This window comes from Pseudomonas urmiensis (assembly GCF_014268815.2).
Taxonomy (GTDB): Bacteria; Pseudomonadota; Gammaproteobacteria; order Pseudomonadales; family Pseudomonadaceae; genus Aquipseudomonas; species Aquipseudomonas urmiensis.
Genome location: NZ_JABWRE020000001.1, coordinates 4,752,411 through 4,772,178, shown reverse-complemented (window position 1 = coordinate 4,772,178; position 19,768 = coordinate 4,752,411). Strand labels below are relative to the sequence as shown.

General features: G+C 63.1%; 14 protein-coding genes. 6 read left to right on the top strand and 8 right to left on the bottom strand.

The window, feature by feature from the left end:
- Window positions 1–46: 46 nt before the first annotated feature.
- Entirely contained in the window at window positions 47–961 is a 915-nt protein-coding gene (locus HU737_RS21545; protein WP_186552908.1) for a LysR family transcriptional regulator, read from the bottom strand.
- Window positions 962–1,152: 191 nt separating this feature from the next.
- Between HU737_RS21545 and HU737_RS21540 the strand changes: the two genes are divergently transcribed.
- From HU737_RS21540 to HU737_RS21520, 5 genes are all read left to right on the top strand, one after another.
- Window positions 1,153–3,489, top strand: a complete 2,337-nt coding sequence (locus tag HU737_RS21540) for a TonB-dependent receptor (RefSeq protein ID WP_186552907.1) — start codon at window positions 1,153–1,155, stop codon at window positions 3,487–3,489.
- Window positions 3,490–3,506: 17 nt separating this feature from the next.
- Window positions 3,507–5,183, top strand: coding sequence for an aryl-sulfate sulfotransferase (locus HU737_RS21535; protein WP_186552906.1), 1,677 nt, complete (start codon window positions 3,507–3,509; stop codon window positions 5,181–5,183).
- 364 nt (window positions 5,184–5,547) lie between these two features.
- The gene (gene gabD / locus HU737_RS21530) at window positions 5,548–6,990 is read left to right on the top strand and encodes an NADP-dependent succinate-semialdehyde dehydrogenase (protein ID WP_186552905.1); all 1,443 of its coding nucleotides are present in this window, start codon (window positions 5,548–5,550) and stop codon (window positions 6,988–6,990) included.
- Between the two features lie 191 nt (window positions 6,991–7,181).
- The gene (gene gabT, locus HU737_RS21525) at window positions 7,182–8,462 is read left to right on the top strand and encodes a 4-aminobutyrate--2-oxoglutarate transaminase (RefSeq protein ID WP_186552904.1); all 1,281 of its coding nucleotides are present in this window, start codon (window positions 7,182–7,184) and stop codon (window positions 8,460–8,462) included.
- A gap of 143 nt (window positions 8,463–8,605) precedes the next feature.
- Window positions 8,606–9,901, top strand: coding sequence for a response regulator (locus HU737_RS21520; protein ID WP_186552903.1), 1,296 nt, complete (start codon window positions 8,606–8,608; stop codon window positions 9,899–9,901).
- Between the two features lie 110 nt (window positions 9,902–10,011).
- Here HU737_RS21520 and HU737_RS21515 read toward each other — a convergent pair whose 3' ends face one another.
- Window positions 10,012–10,998: a GGDEF domain-containing protein gene (locus HU737_RS21515; RefSeq protein ID WP_186552902.1), complete on the bottom strand. Its 987-nt coding sequence runs from the start codon at window positions 10,996–10,998 to the stop codon at window positions 10,012–10,014.
- Between the two features lie 139 nt (window positions 10,999–11,137).
- Entirely contained in the window at window positions 11,138–12,319 is a 1,182-nt protein-coding gene (gene desA, locus HU737_RS21510) for a delta-9 fatty acid desaturase DesA (RefSeq protein ID WP_186552901.1), read from the bottom strand.
- A gap of 254 nt (window positions 12,320–12,573) precedes the next feature.
- Here desA and dibA point away from each other — a divergent pair, with 254 nt between their 5' ends.
- On the top strand, window positions 12,574–14,469 hold the full coding sequence (gene dibA / locus HU737_RS21505) for a phosphodiesterase DibA (RefSeq protein ID WP_186552900.1): 1,896 nt from the start codon (window positions 12,574–12,576) through the stop codon (window positions 14,467–14,469).
- An 87-nt stretch (window positions 14,470–14,556) separates the two neighbouring features.
- Here dibA and HU737_RS21500 read toward each other — a convergent pair whose 3' ends face one another.
- The 5 genes from HU737_RS21500 to HU737_RS21480 are packed head-to-tail and all read right to left on the bottom strand — an operon-like array spanning window position 14,557 to window position 19,736.
- On the bottom strand, window positions 14,557–15,201 hold the full coding sequence (locus tag HU737_RS21500) for a methionine ABC transporter permease (RefSeq protein WP_186552899.1): 645 nt from the start codon (window positions 15,199–15,201) through the stop codon (window positions 14,557–14,559).
- The gene (locus tag HU737_RS21495; protein ID WP_186552898.1) at window positions 15,191–16,300 is read right to left on the bottom strand and encodes a methionine ABC transporter ATP-binding protein; all 1,110 of its coding nucleotides are present in this window, start codon (window positions 16,298–16,300) and stop codon (window positions 15,191–15,193) included. The genes HU737_RS21500 and HU737_RS21495 overlap by 11 nt, the downstream gene beginning before the upstream one ends.
- 1 nt (window position 16,301) lies before the next feature.
- Window positions 16,302–17,102: a MetQ/NlpA family ABC transporter substrate-binding protein gene (locus tag HU737_RS21490; RefSeq protein ID WP_186552897.1), complete on the bottom strand. Its 801-nt coding sequence runs from the start codon at window positions 17,100–17,102 to the stop codon at window positions 16,302–16,304.
- Window positions 17,095–18,483, bottom strand: a complete 1,389-nt coding sequence (locus HU737_RS21485) for an LLM class flavin-dependent oxidoreductase (RefSeq protein WP_186552896.1) — start codon at window positions 18,481–18,483, stop codon at window positions 17,095–17,097. Before HU737_RS21485 ends, HU737_RS21490 begins: the two co-directional genes overlap by 8 nt.
- Complete coding sequence (locus tag HU737_RS21480) at window positions 18,483–19,736, bottom strand: SfnB family sulfur acquisition oxidoreductase (RefSeq protein WP_186552895.1); 1,254 nt, start codon at window positions 19,734–19,736, stop codon at window positions 18,483–18,485. The genes HU737_RS21485 and HU737_RS21480 overlap by 1 nt, the downstream gene beginning before the upstream one ends.
- Window positions 19,737–19,768 lie beyond the last annotated feature (32 nt).

Here is a 19,768-nt window from a genome sequence, read left to right as displayed (position 1 = left end):
TATCCCGCTCCTACGAAGCTTAGGCAGCACGAACCCTAAGCAGCATTCAGGCTTGCGCATCACAGGCAATCAACTGCCTGACCAACCCCTGCGCCAACGGCGACAAGCCATACCCGACCCGGCTTACCACCCCGTAGCGGGTGTAGCACTCTTGCTCCTGCTCCGCCGTCAGGTCCACCAACTGCAGCGCCATCAACCCTCGCTCACCCTGATACGGCCGCAAGTTGGCACTACAGGCGATGCCGATGGTGTCCGAGTGCAGCACCACATTGAGCAGCGCATAGCCATGCTCGCATTCCACGCTAGGCAGAAAATCCTGGCGACCGCTGAGGTCGCTGAGGATCTTGCGGATATTCGGCGGGCGGAAGGTGGTCGCCAGGGGGTAATCGAACAGATCTCGCGCACGTACCTCGGCTTGCTCGGTCAACGGATGTCCGGCGCGGCAGCAGAAGTGCCAGCGCTGCGGCGTCAGCTTGTGCACGCGGTAATCCGGATCAGCCTCGAACTGGCGGGTGTCGGCCACGAAGAACTCGATCTCCTCGGCAATCAACTTGCGGTTCAACGCCTGCCAGTTATCCACCTGGAAACAGGTGCGCGCCGCCGGAAATTCACTGACGAAACGCGCCACCGCGCGCGGCACCAAGCCGCCCGCCGGCGCAGGCCCTGAGCCGAAGCGCACCACCCCAGTGGTCGCGCCGTTGAACTGGTTGATCTCGTTGACCAGGTTGTGTGCGCCATGCACCAACCGCCGTGAGTGCTCCAGCACCAGCAAGCCTTGCCGAGTCGGCGCCAGCTCCTTGCTGGCGCGGTCGACCAGGCGGCAGCCAACGTTGTGCTCCAGGGTCTGAATGCTGCGGCTGAAGGCCGATTGCGACAGGTTCACCGCCGCCGCCGCGGCGACAAAGCTGCGGTGTTCGACAAGGGCGATGTAGTGGCGCAGCTGACGAAGATCTATATGCATTTTCTACATGAAAACTTTCGGTGAAATGCAATTGATGGGAAGGGTTGTGACCCTTATAAAGAGTGTTACTTATTCCACAAAATATGAATTACACATATTTATAGATCTTAAAAGAATATAAGTCTGCCTGACCGCGATTCGGTTCCGACAACGGAAATGCTCGCCACGGCCCATGCCTCAAGGAGCATTGCATGTCCCGAATCTATCGTTGGCCCGCGCGCGCATCACTCTTCGCCCTGCAGCCCCTGGCCGCTGGCGTGCTGCTGGCCGCCGCTGGCAACAGCTTTGCTGACGAGCCGGTCAGCGCCACCCCGGCGGTGGAGCAAGCCGCCAAGCTCGGCACCGTTACCGTCAACGCGCGTCGCCGCGAGGAAACCGCGCAGAGCGTGCCCACGCCGATTAGCGTGCTGGGCAGCGAAACCCTGGAAACCCAGCGCATCTACCGGGTTCAGGACCTTCAGCAGTTAGTACCGAGCACCAACGTGGCCTACGTTCACGCCCGCCAGTCGAGCATCTCGATCCGTGGCCTGGGCAACAACCCGGCCAGCGACGGTCTGGAAGGCAGCGTCGGCATTTATCTGGACAACGTCTATCTTGGTCGCCCGGGCATGGCCGTGTTCGACCTGCTCGACGTCGAGCAGCTGGAAGTGCTGCGCGGCCCGCAGGGCACGCTGTTCGGTAAGAACACCACCGCCGGGGTGCTCAACATCACCACCCGCAAACCGACCTTCCATCGCGAAGGCAGCGTGCAGTCGTCGCTGGGCGAGGATGGCTACTGGCAGACCCAGGGCAGTTTCTCCGGGCCGATCAGCGACACCTTGGCCGGGCGCATCAGCGCCTACCACACTGAAGACGACGGCTATGTGAAGAACGTCCACGACGGCCACGACCTCAACGGCGGCAAGCGCCAAGGCTTTCGAACCCAGCTGCTGTTTCAGCCCAATGAAACCTTCAACCTGCGCTGGATCGGCGAGTACAACGAGGAGAATTCCGACAACGGCATTCTCAGCCTGTACAGCACCGGCCCGACCATCAATGGCGTCAACCGCTACGAGAGCCTGGCCGCCCAGGCCGGCGCCACACTGGTGTCGGGCAAGGACCGCAAGGTCAACTTCGATGCCGAGCAGCAGGTCACGGTGTTCCAGGGGGGAACGTCGGTAGAGGCCAATTGGACCCTACCCAACGATTTCACCCTGACTTCGATCAGCGCCTACCGCTGGTGGGACTTCACCCCGCGCAACGACGATGGCCTGGATGTGCCGGTGTTCTACAGCGCTGGGGTCTCGGTGCGCGACAAGCAGTATTCGCAGGAGATTCGCCTGGCCTCGCCCACCGGCGGCTTCTTCGACTATGTCCTGGGTGCCTACTATTTCAAGCAGGACCTGGATAACAAGTCGTTCACCTATTACGGCCCGCAGGCCGATATCTGGAACCAGACGCCCGCTGGCGCCCTGGCCAACGTCAACACCATCGGCAATGGCCACATCGATACCGACAGCTACGCGCTGTTCGCCCAAGGCACCTGGCACCTCACCGAGCGCCTGGATTTCACTGCCGGAGTGCGCGGTACGTATGAAGAGAAGAGCGCCTGGGTCACCCGCGATGCCCCGTCTGGCGGCACGGCGGTATCTGGAGCGGCGGCGGCGGCGCGCAATGGTCGCGTCGGCGCCTACGACTCGGGTGACCTCAACCAGTACAGCTTCAGCCCCTCGGGCCTGCTTAGCCTGAGCTACCGCTTTACCGACGACCTGCTGGGCTACGCCAGCCTCACCCACGGCGAGAAGTCGGGCGGGGTCAACCTGACTGTCGGTGCCGCGCCACGGCTTGGGACCGATTCGTTGCTGGTCGGCACCGAGCGGGTCAACAACGCTGAGCTGGGCCTCAAGAGCACGTTGCTCGACAACCGCCTGCAGCTCAACGCCAACCTGTTCTGGGCCGAGGTGCATGGCTACCAGGCCAACGTCTACGACCAGGTCAACCGCGTGCAGTACCTAGCCAACGCCGGCAGCGTGCGCTCGCGCGGCCTTGAGTTCGAGGCCACTGCGCTGCCGATCACCGGCCTCACGGTCAACTTCAACGGCTCGTGGAACGATGTGCGTTACACCGACTACAAAGACGCCCCATGCCCACCTGAAGTGAGCCTGGCCAGCGCCACCGCCACCTGCGACCTGTCCGGGCACCAGGTGGTCGGCGCCTCCAAGTACATCGCCAACCTCAACGGCCAGTACAAGTGGCAATTGACCGAGCGTATCGAACCCTACGTTACCGCCAGCTACGCCTTCCGCTCCAAGGCGGTGGGCACCATCGACGACTCCGACTACGGCCAGATCCCCAGCTACGCGATCGTCAACCTCTCCACCGGCGTGCGCCTGGACCAGGGTGATGGCGTGCTCGACCTGTCGCTGTGGGTCAAGAACGCCGGCGACAAGACCTACTTCACCAGCCTGTGGAACTCCGCCAACGGCGGTTATGCCGGCGTGCTTGGCACCCCGCGCACCGTGGGCGCCACCGCCCGTTACGACTTCTGAGCACAAGGAGCTTTGCCATGAATGCCAAGACCGACACCCCCGCCTTGCCCGAAGGCGCTTGCCTCACCGCCAAGGTGCCCGACCATGACGAGGCGCTGCTCGGCGATGTAGTGGTCAACCCCTATCGCCTGGCGCCACTGACCGCGATCATCCGCGATGGTGGTCGGGCCATCAGCGCTGCCCATGTACGCGTGCGCGGGCGGGGCGAGCGCGGGGTGGATATCGTCTACGACGTATCCGACCGCTCGCTGTGGACCTATGGCGGCATCCCGGTGTTTGGCTTGTACCCGGATCACGTCAACCAGGTCGAAGTCAGCTACAAGCTCGATGGCGAGCGAATTCGCGAACAGTACGAAATCTATGCCCCGGCCGTGCGCTTGCCAGTGGTGGCAAAACAGACAGCGGCGCTGCCGCAGGTGGTGCCGGTCAAGGTCGCGCCGGGCTTCGAGAAACGCCTGTACCTGTTCAACCACCTGCTCGGCGATATTCCGGGTGGCCGCGCACTGAAGTGGAACGCCCTGGGCGGCGCTGCCGAATGGGACCAGGTCGGCAACAACTGGATCGCCGACAGCAATGGCGATGTGCGCTGGTACCTGGACATCGAGCAGATCCACGACTCCAACCGCCGCGACGGCCTGGGCGGGACCATGGGCTTCCAGCAGACCCGCGACGGCAAGCTGATCTGGGGCCAAGGCCAGACCTATTCCAAGTACGACCTGCTCGGCCGCCAGGTGTGGCAGCGCACCCTGCCAGACAAATTCGCCGACTTCTCCCACGAGATCCGCGAAACGGTCAACGGCACCTACCTGCTGCGCGTCGGCACCAGCGACTACCGCCGCCCGGATGGCAAGCGGGTGCGTTCGATCCGCGACCACATCATTGAGGTCAACGAAGCGGGTGACGTGCTGGACTTCTGGGACCTCAACCAGATCCTCGATCCGTACCGTGGCGAGTTGCTGGAAACGCTCGGCAAAGCGGCGATCCAGTTGCCGGACGGCGTGGCCAAGCAGGACAGCACCCTGGCCAATGAACTGGCCGAAGGTGACTTGCCGTTCGGCGATACCCCAGGCGTGGGCACCGGGCGCAACTGGGCGCACGTCAATGCCATCGATTACGACGCAGAAGACGACAGCATCATCGTTTCAGCCCGTCATCAGGGCGTGGTGAAAATTGGCCGAGACAAACAGGTGAAGTGGATCCTCGCCTCGCCCCAGGGTTGGCCACAGCGGCTCAAGGACAAAGTACTGACGCCTGTGGCCAGCGAAGGCTTCGACTGGTCGTGGACCCAGCACACCGCCTGGCTTACCGGCAAAGGCACGCTGACCGTGTTCGACAACGGCTGGGGGCGCAACTTCGAGCCGACCAAGCTCAGCGGCAATTACAGCCGCGCCGTTGAGTACCGCATCGATGAGGCCAAGGGCACGGTCGAGCAGGTCTGGGAGTATGGCAAGGAGCGTGGCGATGAGTGGTATAGCCCGGTGACCTCGGTGGTGGCTTATCGGCCGGAGACCGATACCCAGTTCATCTATTCCGCTTCGGTGGGCTTCCTGACCAAGGAGAAGCTGACCAGCACTACCCTCAATGAAGTGCGCCGGGGCAGCCAGGAAGTGTTGGTGGAGCTCAAGGTGCTCAGCCGGCAGCCGGGCAGTGTCGGTTATCGCGCCCTGGTGATCGATCTGGATAAAGCCTTCTGATGCCTGCCGGGAGGGCCGTCCGGTCCTCCCAACCTCTGCCTCTGTTCTGTGTTCTATCCTGTTCCTGCCCCATCGCGGGGCAAGCCCGCTCCCACGCCGTGGCGCCATTGGACTTTGCAGCCCAGCTAACCTGTGGAATTCAGACGAGGTGTTCAACCACTCGTTCTTTTTTTCGAACAGCCTATTGTCCAAGACCCAACAGACCCTTAGGATTCGTTTGAGATTTCAAACGCTCGACGCCCGCAGGTTGAACACTTGGCTCAACCCGGTGCCTGAATTCCTGACGGCAGCTCCCTTGATGGGGGCGCTTATTCAACAATCAATAATTCGCCCCGTGCGCGCACGGTGCTCAAGGGAAGCCGACATGCAGCTCAAAGACGCTCAGTTGTTCCGCCAGCAAGCCTTCATCAACGGTGAATGGCTGGATGCGGACAACGGCCAGACCATCAAGGTGACCAACCCGGCCACCGGTGAAGTCATCGGCACCGTGCCGAAGATGGGCGCCGCCGAAACTCGCCGCGCCATCGAAGCCGCCGACAAGGCCCTGCCGGCCTGGCGTGCACTGACTGCCAAGGAGCGTTCGAACAAGCTGCGTCGCTGGTTCGAGCTGATGATCGAGAACCAGGATGACCTGGCTCGCCTGATGACCACCGAGCAAGGCAAGCCTCTGGCCGAAGCCAAGGGCGAAATCGCCTATGCCGCATCGTTCATCGAGTGGTTCGCCGAAGAAGCCAAGCGCGTCTACGGCGACACCATCCCAGGCCACCAGCCCGACAAGCGCCTGATCGTCATCAAGCAGCCAATCGGTGTTACCGCCGCGATCACCCCGTGGAACTTCCCGGCCGCGATGATCACCCGTAAAGCCGGCCCGGCCCTGGCCGCTGGCTGCACCATGGTGCTCAAGCCTGCGTCGCAAACCCCGTACTCCGCTCTGGCCCTGGTCGAGCTGGCTACCCGCGCCGGCATCCCGGCTGGCGTGCTCAGCGTCGTCACCGGCAGCGCGGGTGAAGTCGGCGGCGAGCTGACCGGCAACTCCCTGGTACGCAAGCTGTCCTTCACCGGCTCGACCGAAATCGGTCGCCAGCTGATGGAAGAATGCGCCAAGGACATCAAGAAGGTTTCCCTGGAGCTGGGTGGCAACGCCCCGTTCATCGTGTTCGACGACGCCGATCTGGACAAGGCGGTCGAAGGCGCGATCATCTCCAAGTACCGCAACAACGGCCAGACCTGCGTCTGCGCCAACCGTATCTACGTGCAGGACGGCGTCTACGACGCGTTCGCCGAGAAGCTCAAGGCTGCTGTTGGCAAGCTGAAGATCGGTAACGGCCTGGAAGATGGCACCACCACCGGCCCGCTGATCGACGGCAAAGCCGTTGCCAAGGTTCAGGAACACATCGAAGACGCCGTCTCCAAAGGCGCCAAGGTGCTGTCCGGTGGCAAGCTGATCGAAGGCAACTTCTTCGAGCCGACCATTCTGGTCGACGTTCCGAAGAGCGCCGCAGTCGCCAAAGAAGAGACCTTCGGCCCGCTGGCGCCGCTGTTCCGCTTCAAGGACGAGGCTGAAGTCATCGCCATGTCCAACGACACCGAGTTCGGCCTGGCCTCGTACTTCTATGCCCGCGACATGAGCCGTGTGTTCCGTGTTGCCGAAGCGCTGGAATACGGCATGGTCGGTATCAACACCGGTCTGATTTCCAACGAAGTTGCGCCATTCGGTGGCATCAAGGCCTCGGGCCTGGGCCGCGAAGGTTCCAAGTACGGTATCGAGGACTACCTCGAGATCAAGTACCTGTGCATCAGCGTCTGAGAAACTGATTAAGTAGCAAGGTTTTTACCTCTGCCAGCGGGGCGCGAGAGCGACGTCTCGCTGGTCTTTTTTACATCGCAGTACCTGGTGGCCCGGGCGTTCACGCCAGTCGATCAACGAATACTGATCGTGCACAGACCCAGCCACCCCCGAATAAAAGCGCCGTCAGAGTCGGCGCGAATGAGGGCATTATGAGCAAGACCAACGAATCCTTGATGCAACGCCGTGTCGCCGCCGTCCCACGTGGCGTTGGCCAGATTCACCCGATCTTCGTCGATACCGCGAAGAATGCGACGGTGATCGACGTTGAAGGCCGCGAACTGATCGACTTCGCTGGCGGCATCGCCGTACTCAACACCGGCCACCTGCACCCGAAAGTGGTTGCAGCGGTGCAAGAGCAGCTGACCAAAGTCAGCCACACTTGCTTCCAGGTTCTGGCGTACGAGCCCTATGTTGAGCTGTGCGAGAAGATCAACAAGCTGGTCCCAGGCGACTTCGACAAGAAGACCCTGCTGGTTACCACCGGCTCCGAAGCTGTGGAAAACGCCGTCAAGATCGCCCGTGCCGCTACCGGCCGCGCTGGCGTGATCGCCTTCACCGGCGGTTACCACGGCCGTACCATGATGACCCTGGGTCTGACCGGTAAAGTCGTTCCTTACTCGGCTGGCATGGGCCTGATGCCAGGCGGCATCTTCCGCGCGCTGTTCCCGAACGAGCTGCACGGCGTAAGCATCGACGACTCGATCGCTTCGATCGAGCGCATCTTCAAGAACGACGCTGAGCCACGCGACATCGCCGCGATCATCATCGAGCCAGTTCAGGGCGAAGGTGGTTTCATTCCGGTGACCAAGCCGTTCATGCAGCGCCTGCGCGCCCTGTGCGACCAGCACGGCATCCTGCTGATCGCCGACGAAGTACAGACCGGCGCTGGCCGTACTGGCACCTTCTTCGCCATGGAGCAGATGGGCGTCGCGCCTGACCTGACCACCTTCGCCAAATCCATCGCTGGTGGCTTCCCGCTGGCCGGTGTATGCGGCAAGGCCGAGTACATGGACGCCATCGCGCCAGGCGGCCTGGGCGGCACCTACGCTGGTTCGCCGATCGCTTGCGCCGCGGCCCTGGCCGTGATCGAGGTGTTCGAAGAAGAGAAACTGCTCGATCGCAGCAAGGCTGTTGGCGAGCGTCTGGTCGCTGGCCTCAAGCAAATCCAGGCCAAGCACCCAATCATCGGTGACGTTCGCGCCCTGGGCTCGATGATCGCTGTTGAAGTGTTCGAGGGCAAAGACTCGCACGCGCCGAACGCCGCTGCCGTCAACCAAGTGGTTGCCAAGGCACGTGACAAGGGTCTGATCCTGCTGTCCTGCGGCACCTACGGCAACGTCCTGCGCATCCTGGTGCCGCTGACTGCCGAAGACGCGCTGCTGGACAAAGGCCTGGCGATCATCGAAGAGTGCTTCGCTGAGCTGGCGTGAAATCTGTGACACGCGTCAGAAAAAAACCCGCCTAGGCGGGTTTTTTTTATGCCTATTGTCTGCCTGGAGCGCTATGGTTAGCCGATGGACTTGCCTTGGAAGCTGCAACGGATTGCGCGTCAGGATTACTCAGGAGTTGACCAATGAGCGCTGCAGACCCCACCCCGCCTTGCGTATTGATTGCCGAAGGCGATCCCTGGGTGCGCGATATGCTGCGCGAAACCCTGCTCAGCGTGCGCTGTGACGCCCGCCTACAGATCTGCGCCGACGGCTCACAAGCGCTCAGCGCACTGTCGAGCAAGCCTGACCTGATCATCGCCACGCGTGAACTCAGCGACTTCGATGGCTTGGACTTATTACGCAAGGTGCGCGCCAAAGGCGACAACCCTGGCTTGCCGTTCATACTCCTGAGCAATCGCAGCGACAGCGCCAGTGTGCGTGAAGCGTTGCCGTTTCAACCCACCGAGTACCTGAGCAAGCCGCTCAATCTGGACAAGCTGCGCAAACGCCTTGAAGTTCTGCTGATTGCCGGTGGTGAAGAGATCGCCTGCCCGGTGCCGCCCTTGCACCCCGGCGCCAAGCTGCCTGCGTTTCTTGAGGAACGTCGCGCTAACGCCGACGGCGGCCCGCTGCTGGCTGATGTCGAGGTCGCGATCAAACGCGCGCTCAACCCCCAGGGGCTCGACCTCAAGGTGCTGGAAGCAGAGGTGCGCAACGATCCACAGATCACCGGCGTGCTGATCGCCGCCGCCAACAGCGCCGCGATGCACCGCGAGGCGCCGGTGCAGACCCTGCTGCAGGCGCTGAACAAGCTGGGCAGCACGCAAAGCATGAACCTTATCCTCGGCCTGACCCTCAAGCGCAGTGCGCGGCTGAGTGATCCTTTGTTGGCCAAGCATGCGACGCATTACTGGAACCTGTCGCTGCACACCGCCGAGTACGGCCGCACCCTGGCGCGCCAGTTGGAAGTGGACGAAGCGCGCTGCTATTGCGCAGGGCTGCTGCATTGCCTGGGTGACCTTGCGGTGCTGCGCTGCCTGCAAGAATGGCGTTTGGCCGGGGGCGAGCTCGATGAAGATCAGGTGCAACTGGCCCTCAACGAGTTCGGTGCTCCCTTTGGCTCGGCACTGCGTACCCGCTGGCGTTTGCCGCTGACATTGCGCGAACTGATCGCTGCGGTGTATGCGTTGGGCGGCGGGGTGTATTCGCGTGAGATCCTGGCGATGAACCTCGCTGGGCAGCTGGCGCGGTTGCCGGCGGATCAGGGGCTGGAGAAGGTGGCCAGTAACAAGACTGCGCGGTTGTTGAGGCTGGGGCTGCCGGAGTTGAACCGGTTGCGTAAGGTTGACAACGTACCGGCGAAGCCGCAGGAAGCCAATGCTGCAGCAGTCGAACCGGCTCCAGAAGGGCGGGCTGCCCCTGAATCTGATCAGCTCTAGGGTGTTGCTGACCTCGCGCTGGACGGGAGCCCGATGGGGCCGCACAGCGGCCCCTTCAGACTCCCGCCAAGGCGTTGGCCCAGCCCTGACACTGAGAAGCTATGGCCGCCTCAGCCCCGCACGATCTGGTTCTTGCCCTGGCGCTTGGCCTGGTACATCGCCGCATCGGCCCTGGCGAACAAGGTATCGAGGGTCGCGTCTTCATCGGTCAGCCCGGTCAGCCCTTGGCTTACGGTGACGCCATAGGTTTGCTGCCCGTGGGTGAAACTCAACCGCTGAATCTCGCGCTGTAAACGCTCGGCAATCTGCTCGGCGACCTGCGCCGTGCAGCCCGGAAACACCGCGGCGAACTCCTCACCACCGATGCGGCCAAACTGATCACCACGACGTAACACCGCCTTGCCGCTGTCGGCAATGCGCTGCAGCACCTGGTCGCCTTCCTGGTGGCCGTAGCTGTCGTTGATCTGCTTGAAGTCGTCGATATCCAGCAGCAAGAAGGCCAGCGGCGAACCCTCTGCGCGGGCACTGTCGAACGCTTGCTGGGCGCACTCGAAGAAGTGCCGGCGGTTGCTGCTCTGGGTCAGCACATCGGTGGTCGCCAGGCGCTGCAATTCGCCTTCAAGGTGCTTCTTCTCGGTGATGTCTTCGGCAATGCCGACGATGATCACTCGATCGCCTTCCTGTTGTTGGTTGATGTAGCACTTGTCGCTGAGCCAGCGGGTTTCACCTGCGGCGTTGATGATGCGGTACTCGCGATCTTCCACCGAGCCCTTGGTGAGCACTTGGGCCAGGCTGCCTTCGGCGTATTCGAGATCGTCGGGGAAGATGCTGTCGCGCCACTCGTTGTAGTCAGCCAGCACCAGGCTCACGGGTCGGCCGAAGATGCGTTCGTAGGCCGGGCTGACATAGAGCACCTGGCGGGTTTCCCAATCGAATGCCCACAGTACGGCGTTGACGCTATCGAGCAGAGAGCTGAACAGTTGGTCGCGCTCGCTCAAGCGAGCGACTTCGCCTTGGGCATGAAACAGGGCAAGGAGGGTTTGGGCGGCTTCGGGTGGCGGGTTGCCGGGCAACGGTGGATTGATTTTATTGGCCATGAGCACGGAGCGATTCTCGGCTGAAAGCGTGCGGCCACGATCCGGCCCGCCACGCGGGCGATATGCCGAATTTGAGTAACTACGGGGGGTGAAGTTCCGGATGGCACGCCCCAGAGCGGGGCGTGCCGATCAACGGCGGTCAGGCGGTGGGGCGCAGCGAGTAGGTCTTGAGCTGGCTGGCGAAGTCACGCAGCGACTGGATACCGCTGGCTTCGGCCTCGTGTACCCAGTCTTTCATGGCAGCCAGCATGTCGTGGCCGTTGGCGCTGGTGCGGGCCCAGATCTGCTGCAAGGCCAGGCGCTTTTCGTAGATGGTCTTGAGTGCCTGGCTTTGGGCGAGGATCGACTCGATGCGCACGTGATGGCGATCTTGCAGCAGGCTGGTTTCACGCGACAGCAGGCGCTTGGCGCGGCGATAACGATGGCGCACCGAAGCGTCGACCTTGTTCAGCTCCTGCTTGACCAGCGGGCCAATCACCAACTTGCGGTACTGGGCCATGATCTGGAAGCGGTTGTTGAGGATCGCCATGGCGGTGTCCATGTCCAGGTTGGCTTTGCCTTCGACCCGGTGGGCAATGGGTGCCACGCGTTGCACCTTGGCCAGGCGCAGCATGCTCAGCAAGCGGATCCAGGCCCAGCCCATGTCGAATTCCCAGCGCTTGACCGACAGCTTGGCCGAGTTGGGGTAAGTGTGATGGTTGTTATGCAGCTCTTCGCCGCCGATGATGATGCCCCACGGCACCAGGTTGGTGGCGGCGTCGCGGCATTCGAAGTTGCGGTAGCCCACAGCATGGCCCAGGCCATTGACCACGCCTGCGGCCCAGAACGGAATCCACATCATCTGGATGGCCCAGATGGTGATGCCGATGGTGCCGAACAGCAGCAGGTCGATGACGGCCATCAGGGCGATGCCGCCCAGCTTGTAGCGGCTGTAGAGATTGCGCTCGATCCAGTCGTCGGGGCAGTTCTTGCCGTAGATGCGCAAGGTCTCAGGGTTGCGCGCTTCCTCGCGGTAAAGCTCGGCGCCCTTGCGCAGGACTGTGCCCAAGCCCTTGTAGACCGGGCTGTGCGGGTCGTCGGGGGTTTCGCACTTGGCGTGGTGCTTTCGGTGGATAGCCGTCCACTCGCGGGTGTTCTGCGCGGTGGTCAGCCACAGCCAGAAACGGAAGAAGTGCTTCAGCCCGGCATTGAGCTCCAGGGAGCGGTGCGCCGAATAGCGATGCAGGTAGATGGTGACGCTGACGATGGTCACGTGGGTCATCAGCAGGGTGACCGCGACCAGTTGCCAGGCCGACAAGTCGAGTAAACCGTAGTACCACATAGGTGTAGAAGCCCTCGGAAAAACGGGGGGAGTAGCGCTTGGCATTATCCCTTGGCAGGGAAATAAAACCATAGGCCTGTATTGATAGCGCTGCCCTTATCGCGGGGCAAGCCCACTCCTGTACGCGCCGTGCACCGCTGATAGAGCGGGTTCAAGCGCCCATTGTCTAGACCAATTTCTGATCCGGGAATGAGTCACGGCATGTTTCCGCCTTTATAATGCCCCATCGTTTTCTATGGGCTTACACACCCGACATGTCTGTTTCCGTTCGCGACGCCTTGCGTATGGCTGCGCTCTATGTGGTGTTCTCGATCCTCTGGCTGGTGCTGTCCGAGCAGCTTTTGCAGCGATTGACCGAAGATCCACTGGCGCTGAACCTGGGACGCTGCATCAACGTGCTGGTGTGGGTGCTGTTCAGTGCGTTCCTGATCTTCGTCTCGCGCGCCCGGCTGCTCAACTTCATTGGTATCGGTGCGCGCCTGCGCAGCGAGGACCGTGAGCGCCTGCGCATGGCGGCTGCGGTGTTCGACAGCACCCTGGAAGGGGTACTGGTGACTGATCGCAATGGCCTGATCGTGCACGTCAACCGGGCGTTCATGCGCATTACCGGTTATCAGCAGGACGAGGTCCTCGGCCAACGCCCAAGCAAGTTCAAGTCGGGCCGCCACGACGCGGCGTTCTACCAGCAGATCTACGCGACGCTGGCGGACAAGGGCGAATGGAGCGGCGAGATCTGGAACCGGCGCAAGAGTGGTGAGATCTACCCGCAGTGGCAAACCATCTGCGCCATTCGCGACGACAGCGGCGAGCTGACCCACTACGTCGCCGTATTCAGCGACATCAGTGCGATCAAGCACTCCGAGCAGGAACTGGCCTATCTGGCGCACCATGACCCGCTGACCGGCCTGCCCAACCGCCTGCTGTTCAACGACCGCGCCGAGCAGGCGCTGGCCGCCGCTCAAGCGCACAAGCGCGGGTGTGGCCTGTTGTTGCTCGACCTCGACCACTTCCAGAGCATCAACGACGGCCTTGGTCACACCGTTGGCGACCAGCTGCTCAAGCTTGTGGGCGAGCGTTTGCGTGAAGTGCTAGGCCAAGGCGTAACCCTGGCGCGCCTGGGTGGTGACGAGTTTGGCGTGCTGCTGGAGAACTGCCAGCAGGTCGGCGAGGCGGCGACCTTGGCGCAAGAGATCATCGAGCGCATGCGCGAGCCGTTCGTCTTCGAGGGTAACCGGCTGTTCATCAGTGTCAGCGTTGGCATTGGCCTGTTCCCCAGCGATGCCCTGAGCGCCGAGCAATTGCTGCGCAACGCCGATGCCGCGCTGTTCAAGGCCAAGAGCAATGGCCGCGCCTGCTATGCGCTGTATACCGAAGAGCTGACCGCTCACGCCCAGCAGCGGGTGGAGACCGCCGGCGAGCTGCGCCGGGCGTTGGAGCAGGAAGAGCTGCGGGTGTTCTTCCAGCCGGTGCATGACCTGTTCACCAGCAAGATGATCGGCGTCGAGGCCCTGGTGCGCTGGCAGCATCCGGAGCGCGGGCTGGTGCCGCCGGGCGAGTTCATCCCGATTGCCGAGCGTACTGGATTGATTGCCGAGATCGATGCCTGGGTGCTGCGCCAGGCCTGCCGGCAGATGGTCCAGTGGCAGGCCGAGGGGCATGCGCTGGCGTTCGTTGCGGTGAATATTTCCAGCCGGCTTTTCGGCCAGCGTGAGCTGTACCGGCAAGTCGCCGAAGTGCTGCATGAGACCGGCCTGGATCCGGCGTTGCTGGAGCTGGAGGTCACCGAGAGTGCGGTGATGGAAGACCCGGAGGTGGCGCTGGAGCAGTTGCACCGTCTGCGCGAACTGGGTTTGAGCCTGGCGATCGATGATTTCGGCACGGGCTACTCGTCGCTGCTGCGGCTCAAGCGCTTGCCGGTGCAGAAGCTCAAGATCGATCAGGGCTTTGTTGCCGGGCTGCCGCAGGATGAGGATGACATCGCGATTGTTCGGGTGATCATCGCCTTGGCCAAGAGCATGGGTATGCAGGTGCATGCCGAAGGGGTCGAGCAGGCGGAGCAGGCACGGTTTCTGCTGGAGCAGCAGTGTCAGCTGGGGCAGGGCTATTGGTTTGGGCGGCCGGTGCCTGCGCAGGATTTGCGTTGGGGCTGAATAGCTCATCGCGGGGCAAGCCCGCTCCCACGCCTTCCCCAGATCGATTGCGGGGCAGCGTGGGAGCGGGCTTGCCCCGCGATAGCGTCAGCGCTTGTTCAAGCCTTTCGCCAAGCGATCGCCACCCAACTGGATCAGCGCCACCAATGCCACCAACATGGCAATCACGGTCAGCATGATCTGGCTGTCGAAGCGCTGATAACCATACCGATAGGCAATGTCGCCCAAGCCCCCAGCACCAATCGCCCCGGCCATGGCCGATGAGTTGATCATCGTCACCAAGGTAATGGTGAAGCCGCCGACGATTCCCGGCAGCGCCTCAGGTAGCAGCACGTGCCAGATGATGTGCCAGCGTCGACAACCCATGGCCTGGGCCGCCTCAACCAGGCCATGATCGACCTCACGCAAGCTCACCTCGGCGATCCGCGCAAAGAACGGCGTCGCGGCAATGGTCAGCGGCACCACGGCGGCCCACACGCCATAGGTGGTACCCACCAGCAGACGGGTGAACGGGATCAGCGCGACCATCAGGATCAGAAACGGGATCGAGCGGAACAGGTTGACGAAGGCGCCGAGCACCCGGTTAAGCGCCGGTGCCTCGTAGATTCCGCCCTTGTCGCTGGTGACCAGCAGCACAGCCATCGGCACACCGACCAACAGCGCGATCAGCGACGACACGCCGACCATCAATAAGGTGTCCAGCAAGCCCTGTAGCAGACGATCAACCCACATAGCCCAGCACCTCCACGTCATCGGCCCAACGGCGGGCGCGCTCCAGCAACTGATGCGGTTGGTGGACCGAGCCGCGTACCGCCAAGATCAAGCGCCCCAAGGCACGTTCACCAATGGTCTCTACACCGCCCTGGAGCAGGCTGACCTGCCCGCCCAGATCCTTGAACAGGCCAGACAACTCCAACTCCCCCAGTGCCACCAACTTGAGCACCACAGCCGCATCCCGGCTGGCCGGGTTGGATCGCAAGCTGGCTTGCAATGCCGCTGGCAGCTTGGCTTGCAGCGGTGCCAGCAGGGTCCGGGTCACTTCGTGATGGGGGCTGCCGAATACCTGCCAGACCTCACCTTGCTCGACCACTTCGCCACGTTCGAGCACCACCACGCGGTGGCAGATATCGCGGATCACCGCCATCTCGTGGGTGATCAACACCACGGTCAGGCCCAGGCGTTGATTGATGTCGCGCAGCAGTTCGAGGATCGAGGCGGTGGTCTCCGGGTCGAGCGCCGAGGTAGCTTCATCGCACAGCAGAATCTCCGGGTCATGGACCAGCGCTCGGGCGATGCCGACGCGCTGCTTCTGGCCGCCGGACAACTGCGCCGGGTACACATGGTGCTTTTCGGCAAGGCCGACCAACTCCAGTAGCTCACGCACCTTGCGTTGGCGTTCGGCCTTGGCCACGCCGGCAACCTTGAGCGGCAGCTCGACGTTCTGCCACACGGTCTTAGCCGACATCAGGTTGAAGTGCTGGAAGATCATGCCGATGCGCCGCCGCAGCTCGACCAGGCGGTCTTCGTCGAACGGTGCGATATCGACCTGATCGATCAGCACCCGGCCCTGAGTCGGTTGCTCCAGGCGATTGATGGTGCGCAGCAGCGACGACTTGCCAGCGCCGCTGCGGCCGATGATGCCGAAGATCTCGCCCCGGCGGATGTTCAGGTCGATGCCTTGCAGCGCTGGCTGGGCCTGGCCGGCGTAGGTCTTGCCCAGGCCGATGAAGCGCACATGGGCCTCATTGACCTCTGGGCGCAAGGCCTGTTCGCGAGCGGGCGGCGGCGAGGCGTGGACAGTGGGCGCCCTGAGGGCGCTGGCGCTGCTCATGTCAGCCTTCCCAGCCGGCCTGGTAGAGGCTGCCATGGGCTTTGTTCAGCGCTTCGCGTACGGCCGGGGAGTGCTGATAGATATCGACGAACTTGGCCAGGCGTGGATCGTCCTTCGATTGTGGGCGGATGACGAACTGGATCACGTACTCCTTGTTCTCCAGGCCATCGAACAGCAGCGCCGAGGTGGCGTCGAAGGTGTTGGCCAGGCGGATGTAGGCCGGGTAGCCCTGGACCAGATCGGCATCGTCATAGGCGCGCACCAGTTGCACCGCCTCGACCTGAAGGATTTTCAGCTTCTTCGGGTTGGCGACGATGTCATCCTCGGTGGCCTCGTAGCCAACGCCTGGCTTGAGGCTGATCAGCCCAGCCTTGGCCAGCAGCTGCAAGCCACGGCCGCTGTTGATCGGGTCGTTGGCGATGGCCACGCTGGCGCCTTCAGGCAGCTCGGCGAAGCTCTTGTACTTTTTCGAATACAAACCGACGTTGTTGATGATCCCCGGCTTATAGGGCACCAGGTCAAAACCGGCAGCGGCCTTGGCGTTTTCCAGGAACGGGATGTGCTGGAAGTAATTCAGGTCGATGTCGCCGCTGTTGAGGCTGACATTGGGTGCGATCCAGTCGCTGAATTCGATCAGCTTCACCTCCAGGCCTTGCTTGTGGGCTTCTTCCACGGCGGCTTCCAGCGGGATGGCGAAGGCGGCGGTGGTGCCGATTTTCAGCGGTTCGGCGGCCAACACAGTGGCGGCGATACCCAGGGACAACACAGCGGCCGCGACGGGGCGGAACAATTTATCAAGCATGGTGCAGGGCTCCAGTCGGGGCAGGGGTAGGGTTGCGGTAGCTGGCGCCGGGATGGTCGGCGGGCAGGTGCGGCAGGTCGCTGGCGAACAGTTTTTCGCGCAGGCTGCCGGCTTGGTAGGCGGTCTTGTAACGGCCACGGCGTTGCAGCTCGGGGACGACCAGCTCGATGAAGTCCTCGTAGCTTTCCGGGGTGACAGTGCGGGTCAGGTTGAAGCCGTCCAGACCGGTCTCGTCGATCCAGGCGATCAGCTCGTCGGCAACTTGTTCAGCGGTGCCGATCAGAGTCACATAGCGCCCCCCGAGGGCGTGCTGATCCAGCAGGCGGCGGCGGGTCCAGGCGCTGTCTTGCAGTTGGCGCGTGGCCGACTGGATGGCGTTGCCCTTGGTAAAGCCGATCGGCTCGTCCAGCCCATAGGCGGCAAAGTCGATCCCGGTGGAACTGGCAAAGTGCGCGACACCCGCTTCTGGGCTGGCGTAGCGCACGTATTCGGCATGCTTGGCGTGCGCTTGTTGTTCAGTGGCGGCGACGATGACCGTGATCCCCATGAACACCTTGACCGCCTGCGGATCGCGGCCTGCTGCCTGGGCTGCGGCGCGTACCTTGTCGACCTGGGCGCGGGTGGCGGGCTTGTCCTGGCCGCTGATGAAGACACATTCGGCGTGGTTGCCAGCGAAGGCCAGGCCACGTGGCGAGCTGCCGGCCTGGAACAGTACCGGCGTGCGCTGCGGCGACGGCTCGCAGAGGTGATAGCCCTCGACCTTGTAGAACTCGCCGTGGTGCTCGACCTTGCGCACTTTGTCGGGCCGGGCATACACGCGCTGCTCGCGGTCTGCGACCACGGCGTCGTCGTCCCAGCTGCCTTCGAGCAGCTTGTACAGCACGTGCAGGTATTCGTCGGCCTGGTCGTAGCGCCGGTCGTGCTCGGGCTGCTGGTCCAGGCCCATGGCGCGCGCGGCGCTGTCCAGGTAGCCGGTGACGATGTTCCAGCCGACCCGGCCGTTGCTCAAATGATCCAGGGTGGAAAGCCGCCGAGCGAACAGATACGGCGCCTCGTAGGTGAGGTTGGCGGTCAGGCCGAAGCCCAGGTGGCGGGTCACGGCGGCCATCGCCGAGACCAGCAGCAGTGGGTCGTTGACCGGCAGCTGGATCGACTCTTTGAGCGGCACCTCGACCGATTGCCCGTAGACGTCATAGGTGCCGACGATATCGGCGATGAACAGCCCGTCGAACAGCCCGCGCTCAAGCAGCTTGGCCAGGTCGGTCCAGTACTCCAGCGACTTGTATTGAGTCGAGGTGTCGCGCGGATGCGTCCACAGGCCGTGGTTGATATGGCCAATGCAGTTCATGTTGAAGGCATTGAGCAGGATCTGCTTGCTCATCAGAGGGTCCCTCGACGGGGTGGATTGACCTGGTTGAGGTAGTAGTTGCCGATGGCGTGGTACTTCCAGCGCACTGGGTCGTGCAGGGTGTGCACGCGGGCGTTGCGCCAGTGGCGGTCGAGGTTGTGCTCGGCCAGGGTGGCCTGGCTGCCGGCCAGTTCGAACAGGGTGGTGCTGGCGGCCAGGGAGATTTCGGTGCTGATCGCGCGGGCTTCGGCTACGGCGATGGAGGCGGCGGCGACCAGATCGGTGGCGGATTCATCGCGGGGCAAGCCCGCTCCCACGTTGGCTGCTGAGGCTGAGGCTGAGGCTGAGGCTGTGACTGTGACTGCTGCTGCGGCGCGGTCGAGGTATTCGCCGGCGCGTTCGAGCAAGGCCTCGGTGGCGTGCAGGCGGATCGACAGGTGGCCGAAGCTTTTCAGGGTCAGTGGATCGTCGCTGGCTTTGTCCTGGCCCGAGTCGACCCATGGCCGGCTGCGGGTACGGACGAAGTGCAGGGCGTCTTCGAAGGCGGCGCGGGCGATGCCAGTGTCGATTGCCGCATGGAGGATCTGCGCCAGCGGGCCGACGGTGGTCGGGCGCTCGAAGGCGCTCTGGAATGGCACCACGTCAGCGGCGGCGACGAACACGTTGTCGAACACCACCGAACCGCTGCCGGTGGTACGCTGGCCGAAGCCGCTCCAATCGTCGATCACCTGCACGCCCGGCGCGTCGGCGGGGACGAACGCCAGTTGCTGGACGCCGTCGTCATCGATCACCGAGGTGGGGATACGTTGCGCATAGAGGGCGCCGGTGGAATAGAACTTGCGGCCGTTGATCCGGTAACCGTCGCCGTCACGGCTCAGTCGGGTGGTGCGGTCGTGGGCGGTCTTGGTGCCCAGTTCAGCCAGGGCGTTGCCGAAGCGTCGACCGGCCAGCACTTCGCCGTACAGGCGTTGCTGTTGTTCGGGGCTGCCGTTCACTCGCAGCACTTCCAGGGCGTAGAAGTGGTTTTGGGGGATCTGCCCGAGCGAGGCGTCGGCTTGGGCGATACGGGTGATGACCTTGGCCAGGGTGACGTTGGATACGCCGGCGCCGCCGAAGGCCTTGGGCACGCTGATGGCCCACAGGCCGGAGCGGGTGAACAGTTCCAGTTCGGCGTGTGGCTGGCGGCGCTCGCGGTCGCGCAGGGCGCTGTCTTTGCGCAATTGCTGGGCGATGTGTTCGGCGACGGCCAGGGCTTGAGCGTCGCTGCTGATGACTGCTGCGTTCATAGTGTTCTCCGGGGCCTTGGGGCCGCTTGCGC

What these genes read in the sequence shown, in the direction of transcription:
- gabT (WP_186552904.1), top strand. Translation starts at nt 7,182, where the DNA reads ATGAGCAAGACCAACGAATCCTTGATGCAACGCCGTGTCGCCGCCGTC.
- HU737_RS21545 (WP_186552908.1), bottom strand. Translation starts at nt 961, where the DNA reads ATGCATATAGATCTTCGTCAGCTGCGCCACTACATCGCCCTTGTCGAA.
- HU737_RS21495 (WP_186552898.1), bottom strand. Translation starts at nt 16,300, where the DNA reads ATGAGCAGCGCCAGCGCCCTCAGGGCGCCCACTGTCCACGCCTCGCCG.
- HU737_RS21520 (WP_186552903.1), top strand. Translation starts at nt 8,606, where the DNA reads ATGAGCGCTGCAGACCCCACCCCGCCTTGCGTATTGATTGCCGAAGGC.
- HU737_RS21480 (WP_186552895.1), bottom strand. Translation starts at nt 19,736, where the DNA reads ATGAACGCAGCAGTCATCAGCAGCGACGCTCAAGCCCTGGCCGTCGCC.
- desA (WP_186552901.1), bottom strand. Translation starts at nt 12,319, where the DNA reads ATGTGGTACTACGGTTTACTCGACTTGTCGGCCTGGCAACTGGTCGCG.
- HU737_RS21535 (WP_186552906.1), top strand. Translation starts at nt 3,507, where the DNA reads ATGAATGCCAAGACCGACACCCCCGCCTTGCCCGAAGGCGCTTGCCTC.
- HU737_RS21485 (WP_186552896.1), bottom strand. Translation starts at nt 18,483, where the DNA reads ATGAGCAAGCAGATCCTGCTCAATGCCTTCAACATGAACTGCATTGGC.
- dibA (WP_186552900.1), top strand. Translation starts at nt 12,574, where the DNA reads ATGTCTGTTTCCGTTCGCGACGCCTTGCGTATGGCTGCGCTCTATGTG.
- gabD (WP_186552905.1), top strand. Translation starts at nt 5,548, where the DNA reads ATGCAGCTCAAAGACGCTCAGTTGTTCCGCCAGCAAGCCTTCATCAAC.
- HU737_RS21500 (WP_186552899.1), bottom strand. Translation starts at nt 15,201, where the DNA reads ATGTGGGTTGATCGTCTGCTACAGGGCTTGCTGGACACCTTATTGATG.
- HU737_RS21490 (WP_186552897.1), bottom strand. Translation starts at nt 17,102, where the DNA reads ATGCTTGATAAATTGTTCCGCCCCGTCGCGGCCGCTGTGTTGTCCCTG.
- HU737_RS21515 (WP_186552902.1), bottom strand. Translation starts at nt 10,998, where the DNA reads ATGGCCAATAAAATCAATCCACCGTTGCCCGGCAACCCGCCACCCGAA.
- HU737_RS21540 (WP_186552907.1), top strand. Translation starts at nt 1,153, where the DNA reads ATGTCCCGAATCTATCGTTGGCCCGCGCGCGCATCACTCTTCGCCCTG.